A 20,698-nucleotide genomic window follows, 5' to 3' on the forward strand; every position below is an offset into this window, starting at 1 on the left:
ATAGAGGTTGTTCAAAAAGTCCCTTTTTGAACTCGCACTTATACACATTATCGACGATAATGCGGGCTATAATCCGTCTGCTGCAATATACCTCATAACTTAATCGTCATTATTCAATGCAAACTGGGACAGACATTCCGACAGGTGCTGCGACACCTGTTCGAGTTCGGAGGACAAGCCGACAAGCTGGTTAGAGACAGACACCTGTTCGTTGCTTAACGATGCGACCTCTTCCGAAGTGGCGGCGGCCTCTTCGGCTACCGTGCTGACGCTCGTCATTGCTTCTGTCATCACCTTCTGTGTCTCATCCAACTCGTTCAACGCCTCTGTTGCCCGATCCAGCTTATTCATGAATAAACCCATCTGACGCTTCACGTCATGGAAGATCGTATCCGTATCTTGTACAGCCTGCAATTGCTCTTGAAATACTGGGTATACTCGGCCCAGCATAGATACCGTTTCCTCCACATCCTGTCCGATCTTCTCCGTCATTTCTCCGACCACCCCGATCGAGCGTTGGGTTTCATCGGCCAATCCGCGGATTTCATCGGCCACGACACGGAAGCCCCTGCCAGACGCGCCCGCGCGAACAGCTTCAATCGCCGCATTCAGTGATAAAATATTCGTTTGCTTCGCAAGCTGGGTCAGCAATTCAAGAATATGGCGTACGGATGCCGTACTGCTTTGTAACGCATCCACCTTCGACACGAGCGCTCGCACCATACTTTCCGATAGTTCGGTCTTACGGTTCAACTCGTTCATGTATCCCGTGCCGCGCTGGCTCGCTTGTTCCACTTCACTGGCGGCGCCATACATATCTACATTCAGTTCGATAACTTGCTGCATCTTTGCTGAAGTGAGTCCCGTCCATTCATTTCCGCGCTCCGCTTCCTCCGCAAGTGTAGTCGAGCCATGTGCAATCTCCTCGGTAGCCATAACAATTTCCTTCGCTGACAAGGCCGTATGCTGCGAAGCGACGCTCAGCTTGTTCGCCGTCTGCAGCACCGAATCTGACGCGTTCCCTGTCTGCTTCACCAATTCGCTAATGCGCGACATCATCGTGTTGAAGCTGGAAGCTACTTGTCCGATTTCATCCTGCGATCGCTCGGTCATTCGCACGCCGAGATGGCCATCTGCCCCTTCTTCCATCAAGTCCCGCATGTGCTGAAGCGGCAGGCCGATTCTGCGCATGACGTACCAACCGATAAAGAGTGCTACAACTAGCGCGATCACGATAGCCGTCCATGACGCGTTCCTTATTTTCAACGTATCCTGCAGCAAGGTATGTACCGGAGTGAATCCATTCAACGTCCAATTCGTTACAGGCGAACGATAATAAACGCCGAGCAGTTCATTTCCTGCTTGGTCCACCAACATATCCCGCCCGCTCTGCGCCGATGATTCAGCTGTCAACCGTATTTGAGGAGGCTGATCAATAAGTGTTGTGTCTTCAGCGTATACGATTTTGCCTTCAGAGCTTACCATCTGGACAAATGACCCGTCTGCGTCATTCCATACTAACTGCTCCTTCAGAACGGATGACTTAATCTCCATAACCATCACATACATCGTGCCGCCGCGATTCACGCTTTTCACCGTTCGGGCGAGGGCAAAGGTTTCATTGGGACTTTGTCCAGAGACACCGTTCGGAGTCGTCGGCAGCCAGATTTTACTGCCGGATTGTTGCAGCAGCTCTTTGAACCAAGACTCATGACGAAGCTCCTGCAGCCGTTCGGCGGACAAGCCCGACGTGAACAGCATTGCGCCATCTTCCTCCACAGGAATCAAGTACATGCCGTACAGCGCATCATTGCCAAATACATACGTTTTCAAATTATTTTCAATCGTTTTGGCTATTTGCAGCTTGCCATAGTCGTTGAGCTTCTGTCCTTGTGTCGCTAATGACAAGGCGGACTGTATGTCCTGATCGAACAAGATTTGCTGCGAGAGCTCAGCGTATTTGCTAAAGAACAAATCCAGCTTTTCTCCGGCCTGGATTACCGTTTGCTCTTGTGAATAAGAGAGCTGCTGTTCAATGATTTGGCGAGCCTGACTGTAAGAGAAAAGACCAACGGAACCAACAAGCAGTGTAATGCTCACAAAAAAGAGAAGAAACAGCTTCATTCCGACGGAACGCAGCGGTCTGAATGGTCGATTCTTGGAGTGGCTGCTTTGTTCGGTTGCGGACGGTGAAGCCTTTGTGACATGACGTTTTCCGGTATACATGCGCTACACCTCACCCATATGAATGTATATTGTCCTAAGACATATGTCCTAGTTACTACTCATTCGACGCCATACACTTTTTTCCTGTATCCAATTACAATAATCTCCCATTCATTCAAAATATAAGTTTCTAAGTCTCGTCTGGCATGGACTCTTCATCATGGACGACATGTTCCATTCGTGCAGTGGCGAGTCCAGATTGACGGTGATTCGCTTCAACCGCCCCTTTGCTTCATTCTCCCCTTCCATCAGGAGGCGGCATTCCCAAGGACGAGTCTGGTTCACTGCCACTATAATCGTCCGCTTCATGACATGCTATATGACACGGCATATGTCTTAACCTCGACATTATCACTCTCGAATGAAGGGGAGGGAGACACTCCAAATTCTATAAGATCAAAAAAAAACGGCAATGCCATCCGCTGCGTCATGCAGGGCTGCATTGCCGATTATCTTCACGCTTTCGCGTTCTTTTTGCGCATCATATCGAAATAAGTGACAGGCTGTTCCACCTTGATCCGAACCAGCTGCAGCGGATGGCGCGCAGCATCAAGCTCATTGCCTTCGACATCCCATAGACGATCTACCTTCTGTTTGAAGAATGTTCCGTTCGGACCGAAAAACTCGATTTCCGCGCCCGCTTTAAAGTGGTTGCGCTGCTGAATGGTTGCCATGCCGGTCTCAGCATCATAATCCATGACGAGACCCGCGAAGTCGTAAGGCGCAGGTTTGTCTTCCGGCTCGTAGATATGATCTTCGTGGTCAGGCTCTTCATAGAAGAAGCCTGTATTCACCGGTCGGTTCGCCGCTTTATAGATTTCATCCAGCCATTCCTGCTTCAGAACATAATTGTCCGGATCCGCCATATAACTGTCAATGACTTGGCGGTATACGTTGACGACGGTAGCGACATAGTGGATCGATTTCATCCGTCCTTCAATCTTGAAGCTATCAACTCCGACATCGATCAGATCAGGCAAATGCTCAATCATGCACAGATCCTTCGAGCTCATCGCGAAGGCATTGTCTTCTTCGTCAAAGAGAGCCAGCTGATTCACGCCGAGACGGAATTGTTCAAGCACCGGGAATTGTGATGCTTCTTGAGCGCTAATAAGCTCGTCTCCATCCGGACGATTATCCTCGAACAAATCGTATTTCCAACGGCATGATTGACAGCAGCCGCCGCGGTTGGAGTCTCTATCCGTGAAATGGTTGGAGAGGACGCAGCGCCCCGAATACGAAGAACACATTGCGCCGTGTATGAACGCTTCGATTTCGATATCGACGTGCTGTTTCATCTCGGCGATTTCTTCCAAGCTCGTCTCACGCGCCAGCACAACGCGTGGTGCGCCTTCCTCCTTCCAGAATTGAACGGTCTGCCAGTTTGCTATCGATTGCTGCGTGCTCACGTGCACTTCCAAGCCCGGGGCAACGCGCTGCGCCGTTTCAATGATGAATGGATCGGCTGCAATGATCGCACTAATGCCGACCTCGTACAAATTGCGCAAATAGTCTTCCAATCCCTCGATATCTTCATTATGGGCGTAAATGTTTGTCGCGACGAACACCTTGGCGCCATATTTTTTTGCAAACTCCACGCCTTCGCGCATTTCTTCGAAGCTAAAATTGTCTGCATTCGAACGCAGACCGTATTTTTGCCCACCGATATAGACGGCGTCCGCGCCGTAATGGACGGCGAACTTCAGCTTCTCCAAGTTGCCGGCGGGAGCGAGCAATTCCGGCTTGTCGAGACGATACCGCTTACCTTTGTATTGCGGCTTCACTTGTGTTGTCATTACTGTTCGCTCCCTTTTAGTACATTTGCTCTTTATAGAAAAATCCAAACGATAGCTCGCGTTCAGGGTCCTGAACGGCACGAATGCGTTCAATCCACTCTTCTTGGAATCGATAATTGTCCGGATCCGCGACGTAAGTGTCAATTGCTTCGCGGTATACTTGGACGACTGTCTCATTATATACCGTAGGCTTCAATAGTCCTTCCACCTTAAAGCTATCAATGCGCGCATCAAGCAAATGCTTAAAGTCCTCGATGATGCACACGTCGTCCGAACTCATAATATGAGTGCCGTTCGAATCCTCATATAAGGGGAATTTCTCGTCCTGACGTTCTCGTTCAATCAGGAAGAGCTTGCGCTCCATGCCGACTTCGTTCACTTGCTCTTCTTTATCAATATGGCGGAAGTAATGCTGCAGCAGATGGCGCTTGGAATGATAAATATTCGTCATGCCGTGGACCTGAATTTGAACCTCCATGTCGGGAAGCTTCTGCTTCATCTCAACAACCTGTTCCATATTGAGCTCACGAGCGACGACAAACCGGCTCGAGCCACGCTTTTTCCAGTATTTTGCCGTAATATAGTTGGTGGATGTCATTTCCGCATTCCAGTGCAGATTAAGATTGGGCGCTGCTGTTCTTGCTGTCATCAGAACAGCAGGATCGCCGAATACGATCGCGTCTACACCGATCTGTCCCAGCCGCTGCAAGTAAGCAGATAGCCCATCTAAACGTTCGTTATGCAAAATATTATTGACCGCAACATACAGCTTCGCCTGATGATCGCGGACCGCATTCATGCTTTCTTCAATGTGTTCCAGCGTCATTTCGCCCGGCAGGCGCATGCCATATCGCTGCTCACCTACAAATACGGCATTGGCTCCGGCTTGGAGCATGCGCTCCACCTCGGCCACACTGCCAGCTGTAACGAGCAATTCGGGTTCATATGTCATCATGTTGTTTCACCACTTTCTATTCCCCTGCAGTTTGCTTGCTTTTCTCAATATTGCGTTGATGCTCGGCAAACGTCTTTGCAAACAAATGCGAGCCTGTACCATCTTTCTTCGTGACATAATAGAAATAGTCCGATTGTTTCGGATGAAGCGCCGCTTCAATCGAAGCTACGCTCGGGCCTGCTATTGGTCCCGGCGGCAATCCCTCTATTTTATACGTATTGTACGGACTGTCAATTTCCAAATCCTTATAGTACAAACGTTCTTTAGGTTTGTCCAGCGCATATTGAACCGTAGCGTCGATCTGCAGTTTCATCCCTTCCCCGACTCGGTTATAGATTACTCCTGCAACAAGTCCCCGCTCGGCGTCTACGACAACTTCGCGCTCGATTAACGAAGCGACCGTCATTAGCTCATGAAGTGTCAGACCCTGCTTCTTCATGTCCGTTTCCCAGCTCGGTGAAGCTTCCGTCAATCGTTTTTCGGTCTCTTGAATCATGCGTGTAATAATATCTTTGGCAGAACTGTCTTTTTTGAGCTCATACGTTTCTGGAAATAAATAACCTTCCAACTTATGCCGCAGCTTGTCGTTGTCCGGAATAGCCTGTACCATAGAAGATGTATCGGTTAACCAAGCCGTATCATCCGCAAGCTGCATGAATTCAGCTTTATCTACGATGCCGTCTTTGCTTAATGTGTCGGCAACTTGTTCAATCGTGAAGCCTTCCGGGATAGTAAAGCGAATCATTTCTTCAGGAACGACATCGCCTTGATTGAGTTTGGCTATAATTTCATCAAACGTTGTTCCCGCCTGGAACGCGTAGGTGCCTGCCTGGAATCGAGCTCCTTCCTTACTCCACTTCAAATATCCTTTAAATATAAGTGCATTGCGAATGACGCCTTCAGCTTCAAGCTGAGACGCAATCTTTGCCGTTCCGGTACCTTGATCAATCGTCACGGTAATATCCCGTTCTTCTTTGGGCAGCGGCTTCATGCCATTCCAAATATACCATGTTCCCCCGCCGGCCGCTAAGGCGACAACAAGGATAATGGCAAGCAGCACTTTGGAACCTGTCCTCATCCATTCACTCTCCTACATGGAAAAAGAGCGGTTTTCCGCTCTTTTCGCCGAGATCATGCTTACGTATCTCTATAACACGGGATTGCAATATCAGAATGCGTCGCGATAAGCAACTTCATCGTAACGCTCCATTACCTCTTCCCACTCGTCGTCGTCATTAATGCTCTCGAGCTGCCATTGTTCCGCATCGCCCTGTACGATACGGAACAAATCCGGCTCCGCATCTCGCTCGCCTTCCGGCAAGAGCACCGCATACGCGCGATTGCGGTATTCAAATTCTGCTGCCAAAGACAGCACGCGGATTTCTCCGCGATCATCGGTCATTTCAATGCTATCGCCGTAGACGCTCTTCAGACGGTCGATGAATTGAATGTCAAGCGATTCGTTCACCCTTCATTCTCCTCATCCATGCTTACAAGCGTATTAAATGTTTCTTCAACGATGTTCCATTCCTCTTCGTCTTCAATGACGTAGAGCTTCAGATCATCACCTTCTTCTTCATAGCGGAACGCGTACACTTCATCTGCTTCATCGTCTTCAGCATCCATAGGAACGACCATCATATATTTGTTATCCGAGCCATCCACTTCGAACTTCATAATGACCTCGAACTCTTCCTCGTTCCCCTCGTCGTCCGGAATATAAATGATCTCCGGTTCTTCTTGCAAATGGTTGTCTTGTGTCATGTTAACCCCTCACCTTCTTGATTGATAGTCAAGATATGTTTGTAAAATAATGGTTGCCGCCATTTTATCGACGACTTGTCTACGCTTCTTGCGGCTAACGTCAGCTTCGAGCAATGTGCGCTCCGCTGACACCGTACTCAAGCGTTCATCCCACAGGTGAACGGGTAATCCGAACGACTGCTGTAATTCTTCAGCAAATGACTTGCTTAATTCGCCACGCGGTCCAATCGTACCGTTCATGTTCTTTGGCAAGCCAAGAACAATTTCCTCGACGCCGTGCTCGCGCACGATCTCTCCGATTCGACGCATCGCGTCCCCGGGCTTGCGCTGCACAATAACTTCAAGTCCTTGTGCCGTCCATCCGAAAGCGTCACTAACCGCGACGCCAATCTTACGGTCTCCATAATCCAATCCAAGTATCTTCATCCGATATCTCCTGCACTCACTTCTAGAGGTTGTTTAATAAGTTCCTTTAGATCATGAAGCATCCCAAGAAGTTATTCGACACATGCATTTTAAGTTGCGAACTCCGTTAATCCACGCGGCTTAACGGTGATGATTCAAGTAGAAGCGGACCAATTCTTCAATAAGTTCGTCCCGCTCCTTCTTGCGCACTAAGCTTCGAGCATTGTTATGCCGCGGGATATAAGCGGGATCCCCAGATAGCAGATAACCGACGATTTGGTTAATGGGGTTGTACTCCTTCTCCAAAAGCGCATCATAGACAGACAGAAGTATATCTTGATTGGATGCTTCCTGTTCTTCCGCCTTCACATTGAACTTCATCGTCTTATCCATGGAATTCATCGCCGTCACCTCGCTTTACTCTTATCATAACACATACCCGAACAAACTAGAAAATATTCCGCTTCATTGCACAATCAATTCACATAATTGACGAGAATGCTATGAAGCGGACCGTTTGTTCTCATTCTAACTCTTTCCCCTGAATTTGCAATGCTAACACTTATGCGCCAGCTTGATTGGACACTAATTGTTCCACCAGACCAAGCGCCTCATCCAGCTTGTCAGCATCCTTGCCGCCCGCTTGCGCCATGTCTGGTCGGCCGCCGCCGCCGCCGCCGCATACGGCTGCCAACTCTTTAATCAGCTTGCCTGCATGCAGTCCCTGCTTCACGAGCACAGGCGATACAGCCACGACAAAGTTAACCTTATCTTCGTTCGCGGCGCCCAGCACAATAACCGCTTCCGGCAGCTTCGCCTTCAACTCGTCTGCCGTCGTGCGCAGCGCGTCCATTCCACCGGCATTCACTTTTGCAGCGAGCACCTGGATACCAGCTACCGTGCGCACTTGATCAGTCAATTGACCGGCTTCAATGCTGCTCAGCTTCGCCTTTAACGATTCATTCTCGCGGGACAGTTCCTTCTCACGGATAAACATCCCATCAATGCGCTTCGGCACATCAGTCACATTGCATTTCAACAAGCCTGCTGCTTGCTTTAGAAGTTCCAATTGCTCTTCCATATATTGATACGCATGACGGCCAGAAACGGCTTCAATTCGTCGTGTACCCGATCCGATTCCGCTCTCGCTTACAATTTTGAACAATCCGATTTCAGACGTATTGCCGACGTGGCACCCGCCGCATAGCTCAATGCTGTAGTCGCCTACTTGAACGACACGAACGACATCGCCATACTTCTCGCCGAACAACGCCATCGCGCCCATCGCTTTCGCTTCGTCAATCGATTTCGATTGAATAACCACATCCGTACCCATCCAAATTTGCTCGTTAACGCGGCGTTCGATATCTTGCAGTTCTTCTTGGCTAATACCGCCCAGATGCGAAAAGTCAAAGCGCATGCGCTCCGCTTCCACAAGGGATCCCGCTTGGTTCACGTGCTCGCCGAGCACTTGCTTGAGTGCCTTATGAAGCAGGTGGGTAGCCGTATGGTTCTTAATAATATCTTCTCGTGCGTAACGAGCCACGGATGCCTGTACAGTCATGCCGACGCGCAGCGTTCCACCGTCCACTTGCACCAGATGGACATGCTGGCCGTGCGGCGCCTTCATCACATCTTCAACGCGCGCCTTCAAGTCCGAATCAACATCACTTAACAGACCGAAGTCGCTCACTTGTCCGCCGCTCTCCGCATAGAATGGCGTGCGGTCAAGCACGACTTGGCAAGTCATGCCGGCTTGCGCTTCTTCCGCTGTCTGATCTTCTACAATAATGGCCAGAACTTTGGCGTCAGTTACCAATTCATTATAACCAACGAACTCGCTTTTAGTCGTGTAATCAGCGAGCGGTCCGCCTTGCACCTTCATGCTTCCTGAATCTTGGCGCGCGGCACGCGCACGATCGCGCTGTTCCTGCATTGCCTGGTCAAAGCCATCTCGATCTACCGTCAAACCATGCTCAGCCGCATAGTCTTCCGTCAAATCAAATGGGAAGCCATACGTATCATACAACTTGAACGCTTCGGCTCCAGTAATCTGAGAACGGGCTTCGGCTTTCGCCGCGGAAGCCATGTCCGCCAGAATAGCGAGTCCTTCCACCAATGTTTCATGGAAGCGCTCCTCTTCGCTCTTAATCACTTTTTCAATAAATTCACGCTTCTCGAGCACTTCATTATAGTACACGCCCATCACATCGCCGACGGTCTTAACCAGATCGACCAGGAACGGACGATCGATGCCGAGCACTTTGCCATATCGCACGGCACGGCGCAGCAAGCGGCGGATGACGTATCCTCTTCCCTCATTGGACGGCAGCACGCCGTCGCCTACAGCAAATGTTACTGTACGAACATGGTCGGCGATAACTTTGAGCGCCACATCATATTCGGGATTTTCGTTATACTTCACACCAGCAATCTGACAAGTCGCTTGAATAATCGGCTGAAACAGATCGGTATCGAAATTCGAGTCCACGTCCTGCAAAATAGATGCAAAGCGTTCCAAGCCCGCGCCGGTATCAATGTTCTTATTCGGAAGCGACGTATAGCTGCCATCCTTGTTGTGGTTGAATTGAGAGAACACGAGGTTCCACACTTCGAGATAACGCTCGTTCTCACCGCTCGGGTAGCACTCTGGATCTGTTTCAAGATCCCCGTACTTCACGCCGCGATCATAAAAAATTTCCGTACATGGACCGCAGGGCCCTTCGCCGATATCCCAGAAGTTATCGTCGCCAGTCTTAATGATATGTTCAGGTGAAAGACCGATTTTCTCGTTCCACAGCTTGTATGCTTCCTCATCTTCGTTATATACGGTAACATACAGCCGGTTCGGGTCGAAGCCAATCCACTTCTTGTCCGTCAGGAACTCCCATGCCCACGTAATCGTTTCTTCCTTGAAGTAGTCTCCAATCGAGAAGTTGCCCAGCATTTCAAAAAACGTCTGGTGACGCCGCGTCCTGCCGACGTTTTCGATATCATTGGTGCGAATGCATTTCTGCGAGTTGGCGATACGCGGATTTTCCGGTTTTTCCCGTCCGTCAAAATACGGTTTGAGCGGAGCCATGCCTGCATTAATCCACAACAACGACGGATCGTTATGCGGCACGAGCGAGGCGCTCGGCTCGATATGATGTCCTTTGCTTTCGAAAAACTTCAGCCATTTTGTACGAATTTCACTTGCTTTCATGAATGGAAGCCCCCAGTTCAATAGGTTTGGTATCATACTGATTTTGTTCTGAAAATAAAAAAAATCGCCTCCTGTAAAACAGGGACGATTGTAAGTATCGCGGTACCACCCTGGTTATCGCTTATGCAGCGCACATAGCTGTCTCCCCCTATCATAGGAGCAGTTCAACCTGTCGTGCCGCGTCTGCGATCGCCTCGTCGTTGATAACGGGAACGTCCCGGTGAAGTTCATTCACACTCAGAAACTAGCCTTCAGCCGCTCTTCATGGTGAAGATTCTTCCAGCCTGGCGACGGAAGTCGCGCGGAATCTTCTCTCTGGTCCAAGGACTGCAGCTTACTCGGTTTCATCTTCGTTTTGCAATAGATATTTATCCAAGAGTATAAATAAATGTCGAACGCTTGTCAATCCTGAAGCTCGTGGCAAGTCGAGTTCGAAGTAAGACCATTGGAAAATATACAGTCACATGTACGGACTCGGCGGGATACACAGCATGTGGACTGTATTATATCCAGCGGATCCAGATGCTTTTCGGCGTTTGCTGCTGAATGAGCGTCAAACTATTGGACAATCTCCAATGAAACCAACCATAAAGAGAATTACGAGCAATTTTCAATGTACGAAATCCAATGGATGAAGCAAACGAGAACAGACAAGTTAGCCAGTGCCTATACGGCAAAGCGCCTTTTTAATGCGACCTATCCCAAATATTCAATCTGCTCCAGCATCCGCTTCAGCATGACCGCCGCTTGGGCGCGAGTTGCCGTCCCCTTCGGCTCAAATGTATTCACGGTCATCCCCTGTACAATGCCGGTCGAAATCGCCTTCGCAACACCTTGCTGGGCATATCCGCCGATGTTGTTGCGATCCTTGAATTTGTTCAGCGATGACGGTTCATACGATACGGTATGACCTGTATATTCCATCGCACGGACGAGCATAACCGCCATTTGCTCGCGGTTGATTGACTCATTCGGACGGAACGTGCGATCCTCAAAGCCTCCGATAATACCGGCTTCCGTCGCTGCTCCGATATAAGGCGCCATCATACTGTTCGAGCTGACATCACGATACACCGCAGCCGCCCCTGAGTTGGCCTGCAGTCCGAGCGAACGAGCAAGTAAAATGGCGAATTGACCGCGCGTAATGTTCGCATTCGGCGCGAACGAGGTGGAGCTGACACCTTCAATAATATATTTGGATGCCAGTTCGCGTATCGCTTCACGCCCCCAATGATTCGCTGCATCGGTGAAGTCTTTGCTGCGGTCCATCATGGCCATCGCTTGATTGCCCTTGAACGTGGAAGAGAAGACGGTAATCGAGCTGTTCTGTTTCACAACTGTCGGCACGTAACCCACCTTATTCAGTACGGAATCGTAACGTACCGCAGACGCATTGTGGCGTTGAACATATCCGGTCGTGCGCACTTTACTTTCAAGCTTCGCAGCAAGTGCTTTCGGGCTCGCAGAACCGGCAAAGGTGGAAGCATAGAAATCCAGCGGCTGCACACGCACGTTCGCCCCTGTCGAATTGAGGTCGCGCAGCATAGCATCCGCCGATGAGCTTGGCTGCTTCTCAACTTGCAGGAGCAGATAAGCCGTGCTGTTGCCCCATTCCCGCTCCAGATCACGGAAGTTCAACTCTTTCAGCGGCACGGAATAGAGCACGTCTCCGTATCTCACGGAAAAGATAGCATCATTGACCTGATTGTATACCTCTTTCAACGTTTGCAGCGGCACCGCAACCATGGCGGCACGTTCAGACGCCGGCACATCGAACGCGAGATGATTGCGCGTTCCGTTCTTAATAACATAGTCAAAGGATGATTTCAATTTACTTGACGGTAACGTATACCGCTTCACCGTTTCACCGAAGCGCGAACGCTCCGATTTCGTTTCTGCCGCGGAGCTCGCAAGCAAGTACCAGCCGTTATCCAAAAACCACTCATATGCCGCTGGTTGAATATCATCGGGTCTCGTCGTCGATCCGTCCGTCTGATTTGACACCGCCGCGTTTGAGAAAGCTTGCAGCGCATTGCCGCTCCGATCTTTAACTGGGTTGGCGCCTGGCAAGTATGCGAGCGTCACGTTAGAATACGTGCTGACCGCATCGGTGAGCGTCAACGTAATTTGATCGCCTTTGATGGACGCGCTTTTCACCTTCTGGCTGCTATTGTCAGCCTGCACGTAGAACTGCGACAGTGTCGGCGTTGGCGTTTCTCTTAATTTCTCCGAGAACGTGAGCGTCATCGTCGCGCCTTTAATAATGGCCGATCTCAATGTCGGCGCCTGATTGTCTGACTTGTTATCCACCCGCACTAACGTAAAGCTCGCAGCCGGATTGCCCGCCAAATCGGCCAAGCGCGGCTCGCCCGGCGCGTAGGACACCGTCACTTCATCGTTGTCACCGACACTTGAATCCAAGGTAAGCTCAACGACATTGCTTTTGATATTCACTGCGCTGACATAGCGCGCCGATCGGTTCACGAGCACCGAATAATGGCTGCGCAGCGGAACCTGATCCGCCTTCAAGGCTTCATCATAGATAAGCTTCAAAGTGCTTCCGTTCACCTCTGCCGTTCTCAACACAGGCGCTTTCGTGTCTGACAAATTGCGTGCATATAAGTCCGAGAAGGCCTGCACCTGATTGCCGCCTCGGTCCTTTAACGGGTATTTGTCTGGTTTATAGCTTACCTTTACGACTTCACCGTTCGTAATGAGATGAATAATGCTCAATGTCACCTTGGATCCATTGTGGGAGATACGGCTAATTCTTCGTTCTTTACCGTCTGCCCACACCGTGAACTGGCCATCCGCCTTGGAAGATACGGCATCCAGCTCTTTCGTAAATTCGAGCTCCACCTTATTGCCTTGAGCCGTTACGTTACGAACGCTCGGCAGCGTATTGTCCACTGTATTGGCGACTGTCCAACGGTCTATCGAAGCCGCCGCATTTCCGCTCGTGTCCCGAATCGGCTTGCGATCCGAGCCCGGACTATAAGACAGGCGCACCTCCTGACCATAGGCAATGCCGCTTTGCAGCTTCACGTCGACGTGTTCGCCGCTTACCGCTACACTCTTCACCCGGCGCGCATCGCCATTAACCGTCACCGTAAATCTGGACTCAGACGGAACGGACGCCTTATCCAGCGACTCGTCGTAAGTCAACCGAATCGTATCGGTGGCGGTCAGATCCGCAGACTTCAATACCGGTGCAGTTACGTCCTGCTTGCCTGTAGAGAAACGCCAATCCTTCAAGCCAGCATAGTCCTTGCTGCTTTCATTTTTAAGCGCCCCGGCTGATATTTCCACGACGTAGTCCGTATTGCCCTTTAAATCTTGCACAGGGTCAATCGAAATCGTCTTCGTCCCGTCACCTGTAATACGGCCCGACGACATTGGCAGCGCTTCGGCCACCTTGCCATCCTTTGCCGTTTTTATAATGACGCTGCCGTCTTTTTTCCAGACATTCTCGTTGAACGTAAGCTCAAGATTTGCATCCACACGGACATCTCGCTGTTCTTGTGCTGGAGACAGCTTCGACAGGACTGGCAATCCTTGCTCCGCCTTTGTGGCGAACGTCCACGCAACAGGGTCGTAAATGCCCAGGAACTCGCCGTTCTCGACCTTGAACGTACCGTAATCGACCTGTACGACATATTTCGTCCGATAATGAAGTGATTTGGAAGGCTTGATCGTCGCTGTCTTCTTCGCATCGTCAAGCTTTACTTGATCGCTTTGGACGGAAATGGCTTCCACCACTTCCCCGTTCATCGTCTTAATAGTTACATTTCCCGTACCTATTTCAACCTGTTCTTGAAACTGTATGCTCAGCTCCGATTGCACATCCACATCATTCGTACCGGAACGAGGATAGGTTGCCTCCACCTTTACGTTATGCCAGGCTTTATTCGTCTGCTTCACCTCGTCGGGAGACAAGGCAAATGCGGTACTCATTGAAAGTTCCATCGCCATTGCAACGGTGAGTAGTATCGCGAGTGTTCTTTTCACGCTAGAACTCTCCTCCTTTGGTCTATTGACCTGCGTCTTTTTCCAGAAACAAAACATGCAGCACACAATATCATGTAACGCCGCATCCACATTTTTAAACGCGACTAAAGCATGTTTTGTTGTACCTATTTTTGAAATTACCAGAAAATACAACTTTGGAAGGAGGTAAAAAGTCGGATAGTCCCGAGTATTCACTGGGCTAACTATATGATCCTATTCGTAAGTCCGTAATCGACGGTGAATGTAGTTATTGTGACTGTGATCAATCTTATATGGAAAAATAAAAAACTCCAATTATCAAATATAATTAGAGCTTACATGATTCAAAATGTACGATATACGCTGAACGAAATTGAGACAAGGGGGATACGGTCAAGCCTTCAGCCCTGCTTTTTTTTCAAAAAAAATAGAAGCCCGTCAACAGGCCTCCACTTATTCCGCACCTCAAGGGCGTCAAGGCGTCTTGCGCCAAATGTAATAGGTGAACACGTGACTGAGCACCACTTTCAGCGCCGCAAAGAACGGAACCGCCAATATTAAGCCGACGACTCCAGCCAATTCGCCGCCTACCAACAGCGCGAATATAATGACGAGCGGATGCATGTGCAGCGTCCGTCCCACCACCTGTGGCGAAATGATATTGCCCTCAAGAATTTGGCAAATGGTATTGACTACCGCTACAAAAATGAGCATCTTGAGCGATATCGTAGAAGCAACGATCAGCGCCGGTGCTGCGCCGAAGTATGGCCCCAAGTATGGGATGATGTTAAAAATCGCCACACACAACGCTAGCAGCAGCGCGTAGGGCATACCGACAATCATATAACCGATATATGCCAACACACCAATAATGACACAGACGAGGAATTGGCCGCGAATGTAGTTGCCAAGCGCCGTATCGATTTCTTTAAGCATCATAACCATATGCTTGCGGTGCGACTTCGGCACATAGGCGATAATCGTCCGTTCGAACACATCGAAATCCTTCAATATGTAAAAAATCAAAAATGGCACAATTAAGGCAATGAACAGCATATTGATGGTGGCACCGATATTGTCCATAAAGTTAGAAATTCCTTTGCCGAGCCGTTCCTCGAACGCATACAACCAATCGTTCAGCCCAGAACGTACGGAAGGCGGCATGATAGACGACTGACTCAAGCCGTCCATCAGCTTCTCCGCCTTCGCATTGAGATGCGGCATTTGATTGTTAAGTTCCTCGAGCTGCTTCATCAGCATCGGAATCATATTGATGAGAATGACGGTAAGCGAGGCGATGAATACGGCGTAGATGAGCAGCACCGCCATCGTGCGGGGCACCTTGCGCTCGTTCAACAGTGTCACGACGGGATTAAGCACATATGCGATAATCATCGCAATGAAGAACGGAGCCAGCACGGCCTTCATAACCCCGTACACATGCCCGATCAACGGCTTCAACAAGAGTAGAATATATACAATAATAAGACCAAGCAGAATATAGACTCCGTATACGAACAACCGATTTTTCCAAAAACGTTCCACTGCATTCCACACTCCGTTCGGACGAGCATCATACAGTAGAGTATATGTAACTCAAGGAAAAATTAACCCGTCAGGTTGACCGCAATTCATTCGCCAAATGCGCTGGTTGTCGCTCCCGCAGAAACGAAGGCCGGGACGGCGCCGCTCCATTAGAAACGGACCGTCCACGAGCACATCGACATATTGCAGAAGCTCGCGCTGATCTGCCGTACCTCGCTGCAATAGATGCTCCACAGTATAACCGGTGTACGACCAAATATGGCGGCCGGCCTCCTTCAGCTTGCGCGCAAGCTGCTTCACTTCCTTGGCCTGCATGAACGGCTCTCCTCCAGACAAAGTGACATCGGTCAGCGGATTTGATAAAATTTCCATCTCGACCTCGTCCACAGTCATCTTCGTACCGTTCCTAATATTCCACGATTCAGGATTGTGACAGCCAGGGCATTGATGCGGACATCCGCTGAAGAAGACGACCGTTCGCAGCCCTTCGCCATCAACGACGCTGTCATGAAGGATCGAAAGCACCTGCAAGCTCATCCGTGCTTCACCCGCTCCGATTCTTCGGAACGCTTCGCCGAGTTCCATTTATTCATATCTCCGACCAAGTAGCCCGTAATGCGGCGAATGCGTTCAATCTGATCGCTGGGACTGCCGCATACCGGACAGTCCTCTTCTATCGTATCGTGATGACCGCATGCCCGACAGCGGTCCACAGGGTGGTTGATGGAGCCATAGCCGATTCCGTTCGCCGCCATGGCGCGAATGAGCTGATTGAGCGCTCGCGTGTTGGCTTTGGCACTTCCGTCCAGCTCTACATACGTAATATGTCCGGCATTGCATAGCTCATGGAACGGCCCCTCAATCACAATTTTGTCATATGCCTTGACGTCATAGTACACAGGCACATGAAAGGAATTCGTGTAATAATTTCGATCCGTAATTCCTTCCCTGCAGCCGAATTCAGCCCGATCCTTATGCGTAAACTTTCCAGACAAGCCTTCCGCTGGCGTAGCGATGAGCGTCATGTTCATGCCAGTAGCATCGGTCGCCTCGTCCATCCGCTTGCGCATGTGAGAGACGATGCGGAGGCCGAGCTTCCATGCTGCTTCCGATTGACCATGGTGCTCTCCGGTTAAGGCGACAAGCGCCTCCGCGAGCCCGATAAAGCCGACGCTGAGTGTCCCTTCCTTCAATACCTCGCGCAGCTCCTCTTCCGCTCGAAGCGCTTCGCTGCCCCGCCATACACCCTGCTTCATCAGAAACGCGAAATCCTGAACCTGCTTCTTGGCCTGATACTCATAGCGCTCTAGCAATTGCTTCACCGATAGCGACAATAGCTCGTCGAGCCGCTGAAAGAAATCGGACACATTGGCGGACAATAGGGCAAGCCGCACAAGATTAAGCGAGGTAAACGACAAATTCCCTCTCCCGAGCGCTGTCTCTTTTCCGTTAACATTGCCCATTACGCGCGTGCGGCACCCCATGTAGCACGCTTCACTCTCCGCCGTCCCGTCGTAATATTGCGCGTTGAAGGTCGCATCCAAAAACGCAAAGTTCGGGAAAAGACGCTGTGCCGTCGTCTCCAACGCGAGCAAATATATATCATAATTCGGGTCCTCAGGTTCGAAGTTGACACCTGTCTTCACCTTGAAAATTTGAATGGGGAAAATCGGCGTCTCTCCTTTGCCGAGTCCTGCCTGCGTCGCGAGCAGCAGCTGCTTCATCAGCATGCGCCCTTCGACAGAGGTATCCGTCCCATAGTTAATCGAGATAAATGGAACTTGGCCGCCTCCGCGCGAATGCATCGAGTTCGCATTATGAATGAATGCTTCACACGCTTGGTATACGTCTCGTTCCGCAAGACGCCATGCTTCGGCTTCCGTGTCGAAGCTTGGATCAAGCGGCAGGGTTGCTATGTAACGCATATGACGCTCATACGTCTTGCGCACATATGGAGCAAGATCATAGTCAAACATCGGATAGGCTTGCCCGCCATGCTGCTGATTCTGGTTCGCCTGCAGAATGATGGAAGCTAGTGCCAGTGCGCTCTTAATATCCTGCGGCTCGCGCATATGACCATGCCCGGTATTGAACCCGAGTCGAAGCAGCTTGCCGAGCGGAATTTGGCAACAGGTCGTCGTGCCGGAAGCATAGAAGTCCAAATCGTGCGGGTACAACAAATTATTGTCCATCGCTTCTCTCACGTCCGGTGACAGCAAGCGCTCCACCGCGTACCAACGAGCGCTTTCACTTGCCATCTTCCCCATCATGCCCATTGGGGAGCGACCGTCCACGTTCGCGTTTTCCTGCATTAAATCCTTGTTGCCGCCGTCGATAATTTCATGCAGCGAGCAAGTCAGCTTATCCGAAGCGGATGCTATATCTAGAGATGTGTTCATCTTCATTTCACTTGTTCGGGGAAGCTGACTGTCCCAACCTGCCGCCACAGCGGTTCCTTCTTGATTTTTGTGCATTTCCCAAGCCGTGTTGCGGCGTTTCACCGGTATCATCGTCATCTTCGTCCAGTCCTTCCATTGCTATATTCCAGGCAAATCACTATATGTAGTGTATTTTTATGTTTTCAAACACAATATGTATTATGCCTCAATCATTATAAACACAATATGCGCTTTGTCATAGTCAACACAAAAAGCGCCCGTTCCCGTGTCAACGACCGAGTTCGAGCGCTTAGGCATTATTTTGAACCGTTCCTGTTCGCATCCTCTAGGATGAAGCATGCGCTTCCGGATAAGGAGGTGTCACAAAATCATCACCGAAAAATAAATCGTCCAACGAGCTTAATGTACCGTCTTCTTCCACTTGAAATACAGACATTTTGTCGCCGTTTACCGTCAGCTCTATAAAACATCCCCAGCAATAAAATTGGTGGGAGCCAATTTTCCCGATATCTTTGGAATTGCAATTCGGGCAGCGCATCATTCTCACCATTCCGTCCATTGACTAATTTGTTCGTACTAAATGCTATTTCAGCTTTCTTCAACGACGATAACATCAGCGCCCCACTTCAAGCCGCTCATCCCATCTATCTGCCGTCTCCCTTCCAAAAGGTCAGAAAGCAAACCGTCTGATATTTCCAGACCTGTTATATGGTTACCCATATTTGGCTGAAAATAAACATCGGCGACCCATCCCAATTGTGATCCTTCCGTTGTTACGACAGGCAAATCTCTCATTGCCGCCTTTCCCGTAAGAAACGATCGTTCTATATGGATAGCCTCCGTCTGCCGGATGGCTTTATCGTTCGCTATCATGATGGCATCTTCGCCACAAGCCGTTACGTCCTCCCATCTTACGACAGATATGACGTTTGCTTTGCGGCCACTTCCTTCAAGCTCTATATGTGTAATACACCATTGTTCCGTGATACGGAAATCCTTCACTTTGGATACTTGCTTTCCTGTTTCAATTTCATATACAGGCAGACCTATCAATTCCAACAACTTCATGTCGGGGCCTCCTCAGCTTACGGCATAATCACTTTCTTGCACACATCCGCGACTTCGCCTGATGCTTGTCCAAGAAGTACGAGAACTCGCTTACCGCCGTATCTATGCTGCCCCTCCTTTCACGCCGTGGAATCGCCCTTACTTTCTAGTACGAACACGTGAAACGATGGTTGCAATTTGTTGAGCGACGAAAGCTGCCTCTTCCCTAGTATTGCCCAATCCGAAGCTGAAACGTACAGCCGTGCGCTTGCGTTCTTCCGGTAAATTCATTGCTTCCAGCACATGGGACACTTCCAATGATCCCGATGTGCAGGCCGAGCCGCTTGCTGCCATGATGCCTGCAATATCTAAATTCATCAGCATCGTTTCGGTAGGAACGTCGAGTATGCTCACATTCAAAATATGGGGCAGCTGCAAGGAAGAATGACCGTTCCACACCACGCGATCTCCCAAAGTATCCTTCAACCCTGTCCACAGCGCTTCCCGGATGCTGTTCAGTTGCTGAATCTTCTCATCTAACGAACTGACCGCCCGCTCCACCGCTTCGGCAAAGCCGGCAATTCCCGCAATATTTTCCGTGCCCGCTCTGCGTTTGCGTTCTTGGTTGCCTCCGAAAAGAAACGGATCCCAAACGGCGCCTGTACGAATGTACAGCGCGCCGACACCCTTCGGACCATTCACCTTATGGGCGGAGAAGCTTGCAAAGTCTACAGGCAGTTCATTCAACTGGATCGGTATCATGCCTAGAGCTTGTACGGCATCTGTATGCATCAGAATACCGTGTGAACGCACGATTCCGCCAATTTCCCGTATAGGCTGCATCGTGCCTACCTCATTATTGCCGTACATGACACTGACAAGGCACGTATTCGGCCGTAAAGCGGATTCAATCTTGTCCGCGCTAACGAAGCCTGTCTCATCAGGAGCCACATAAGTCACTTCAAAGCCAAGAGCCTCCAATCGTTCACAGGCATGGAGAACAGCATGATGTTCGACTTGAGTCGTCACAATATGAGGCTTCGTGTTGTGCTGGTGCTGGTGCGGCGACTGCCCGGATTGCAGCCATGCCGCCCAGGCGGCCCCGAACAATGCCGCATTATCACTTTCCGTACCTCCGCTCGTAAATACCAGCTCCTGAGGACGGCAGCCAAGCCGTGCCGCCATGCGATCGCGTGCTTGATTGACAGCAGATTTTGCCTCACGCCCGTATGCATGAACACTTGATGCGTTCCCGAATACGTCATGCATACTTGCCGCCATTACTGCTTGCACGTCCGGATGAAGCGGCGTAGTTGCAGCATGATCAAAATATATGCGTTCCATCGCATCTTCCCCCAACTACTAAATA

The 20,698-nt window shown here is 50.1% G+C and carries 16 protein-coding genes; all 16 read right to left on the reverse strand.

Translation table 11 applies throughout. The features are described from left to right. Positions 1-99 precede the first annotated feature (99 nt). The 16 genes from A372_RS0124810 to A372_RS0124885 all read right to left on the reverse strand — a co-directional run bounded on the left by A372_RS0124810 (position 100) and on the right by A372_RS0124885 (position 20,673). The gene (locus A372_RS0124810; RefSeq protein ID WP_019423619.1) at positions 100-2,226 is read right to left on the reverse strand and encodes a methyl-accepting chemotaxis protein; all 2,127 of its coding nucleotides are present in this window, start codon (positions 2,224-2,226) and stop codon (positions 100-102) included. A gap of 455 nt (positions 2,227-2,681) precedes the next feature. Next, entirely contained in the window at positions 2,682-4,022 is a 1,341-nt protein-coding gene (locus A372_RS0124815) for a peptidase U32 family protein (protein WP_019423620.1), read from the reverse strand. Between the two features lie 16 nt (positions 4,023-4,038). Then, positions 4,039-4,974 carry a peptidase U32 family protein gene (locus tag A372_RS0124820; RefSeq protein WP_026011275.1) on the reverse strand — a complete coding sequence of 312 codons (936 nt, stop codon included), beginning with the start codon at positions 4,972-4,974 and terminating at the stop codon, positions 4,039-4,041. A 19-nt stretch (positions 4,975-4,993) separates the two neighbouring features. Continuing rightward, positions 4,994-6,055: an endolytic transglycosylase MltG gene (mltG, locus tag A372_RS0124825; protein WP_019423622.1), complete on the reverse strand. Its 1,062-nt coding sequence runs from the start codon at positions 6,053-6,055 to the stop codon at positions 4,994-4,996. A gap of 90 nt (positions 6,056-6,145) precedes the next feature. Beyond that, positions 6,146-6,445: a DUF1292 domain-containing protein gene (locus tag A372_RS0124830; RefSeq protein ID WP_019423623.1), complete on the reverse strand. Its 300-nt coding sequence runs from the start codon at positions 6,443-6,445 to the stop codon at positions 6,146-6,148. Beyond that, on the reverse strand, positions 6,442-6,741 hold the full coding sequence (locus tag A372_RS0124835) for a DUF1292 domain-containing protein (RefSeq protein ID WP_019423624.1): 300 nt from the start codon (positions 6,739-6,741) through the stop codon (positions 6,442-6,444). Before A372_RS0124835 ends, A372_RS0124830 begins: the two co-directional genes overlap by 4 nt. 9 nt (positions 6,742-6,750) lie before the next feature. Next, on the reverse strand, positions 6,751-7,167 hold the full coding sequence (ruvX, locus tag A372_RS0124840) for a Holliday junction resolvase RuvX (protein WP_019423625.1): 417 nt from the start codon (positions 7,165-7,167) through the stop codon (positions 6,751-6,753). 120 nt (positions 7,168-7,287) lie between these two features. Further along, positions 7,288-7,548, reverse strand: a complete 261-nt coding sequence (locus tag A372_RS0124845; RefSeq protein WP_026011276.1) for an IreB family regulatory phosphoprotein — start codon at positions 7,546-7,548, stop codon at positions 7,288-7,290. Between the two features lie 160 nt (positions 7,549-7,708). Continuing rightward, the gene (gene alaS, locus A372_RS0124850; protein ID WP_019423627.1) at positions 7,709-10,351 is read right to left on the reverse strand and encodes an alanine--tRNA ligase; all 2,643 of its coding nucleotides are present in this window, start codon (positions 10,349-10,351) and stop codon (positions 7,709-7,711) included. A 696-nt stretch (positions 10,352-11,047) separates the two neighbouring features. After that, complete coding sequence (locus tag A372_RS0124855) at positions 11,048-14,359, reverse strand: SwmB domain-containing protein (RefSeq protein WP_019423628.1); 3,312 nt, start codon at positions 14,357-14,359, stop codon at positions 11,048-11,050. Between the two features lie 453 nt (positions 14,360-14,812). Next, positions 14,813-15,883, reverse strand: coding sequence for an AI-2E family transporter (locus A372_RS0124860; protein ID WP_019423629.1), 1,071 nt, complete (start codon positions 15,881-15,883; stop codon positions 14,813-14,815). Positions 15,884-15,934: 51 nt separating this feature from the next. Next, positions 15,935-16,414 (reverse strand): anaerobic ribonucleoside-triphosphate reductase activating protein, encoded by a 480-nt coding sequence (gene nrdG, locus A372_RS34715; RefSeq protein WP_036705267.1) that lies wholly within the window; start codon positions 16,412-16,414, stop codon positions 15,935-15,937. A 2-nt stretch (positions 16,415-16,416) separates the two neighbouring features. After that, complete coding sequence (locus tag A372_RS0124870) at positions 16,417-18,282, reverse strand: anaerobic ribonucleoside triphosphate reductase (protein WP_237728592.1); 1,866 nt, start codon at positions 18,280-18,282, stop codon at positions 16,417-16,419. Positions 18,283-18,607: 325 nt separating this feature from the next. Beyond that, entirely contained in the window at positions 18,608-18,820 is a 213-nt protein-coding gene (locus tag A372_RS0124875; protein ID WP_026011278.1) for a hypothetical protein, read from the reverse strand. Between the two features lie 50 nt (positions 18,821-18,870). Next, positions 18,871-19,350: a PRC-barrel domain-containing protein gene (locus tag A372_RS0124880; RefSeq protein WP_019423633.1), complete on the reverse strand. Its 480-nt coding sequence runs from the start codon at positions 19,348-19,350 to the stop codon at positions 18,871-18,873. A 138-nt stretch (positions 19,351-19,488) separates the two neighbouring features. Beyond that, positions 19,489-20,673 carry a cysteine desulfurase family protein gene (locus A372_RS0124885; protein WP_019423634.1) on the reverse strand — a complete coding sequence of 395 codons (1,185 nt, stop codon included), beginning with the start codon at positions 20,671-20,673 and terminating at the stop codon, positions 19,489-19,491. Positions 20,674-20,698: the final 25 nt, after the last annotated feature.

Source organism: Paenibacillus sp. OSY-SE (assembly GCF_000283315.1).
GTDB classification, from domain to species: Bacteria; Bacillota; Bacilli; order Paenibacillales; family Paenibacillaceae; genus Paenibacillus_B; species Paenibacillus_B profundus.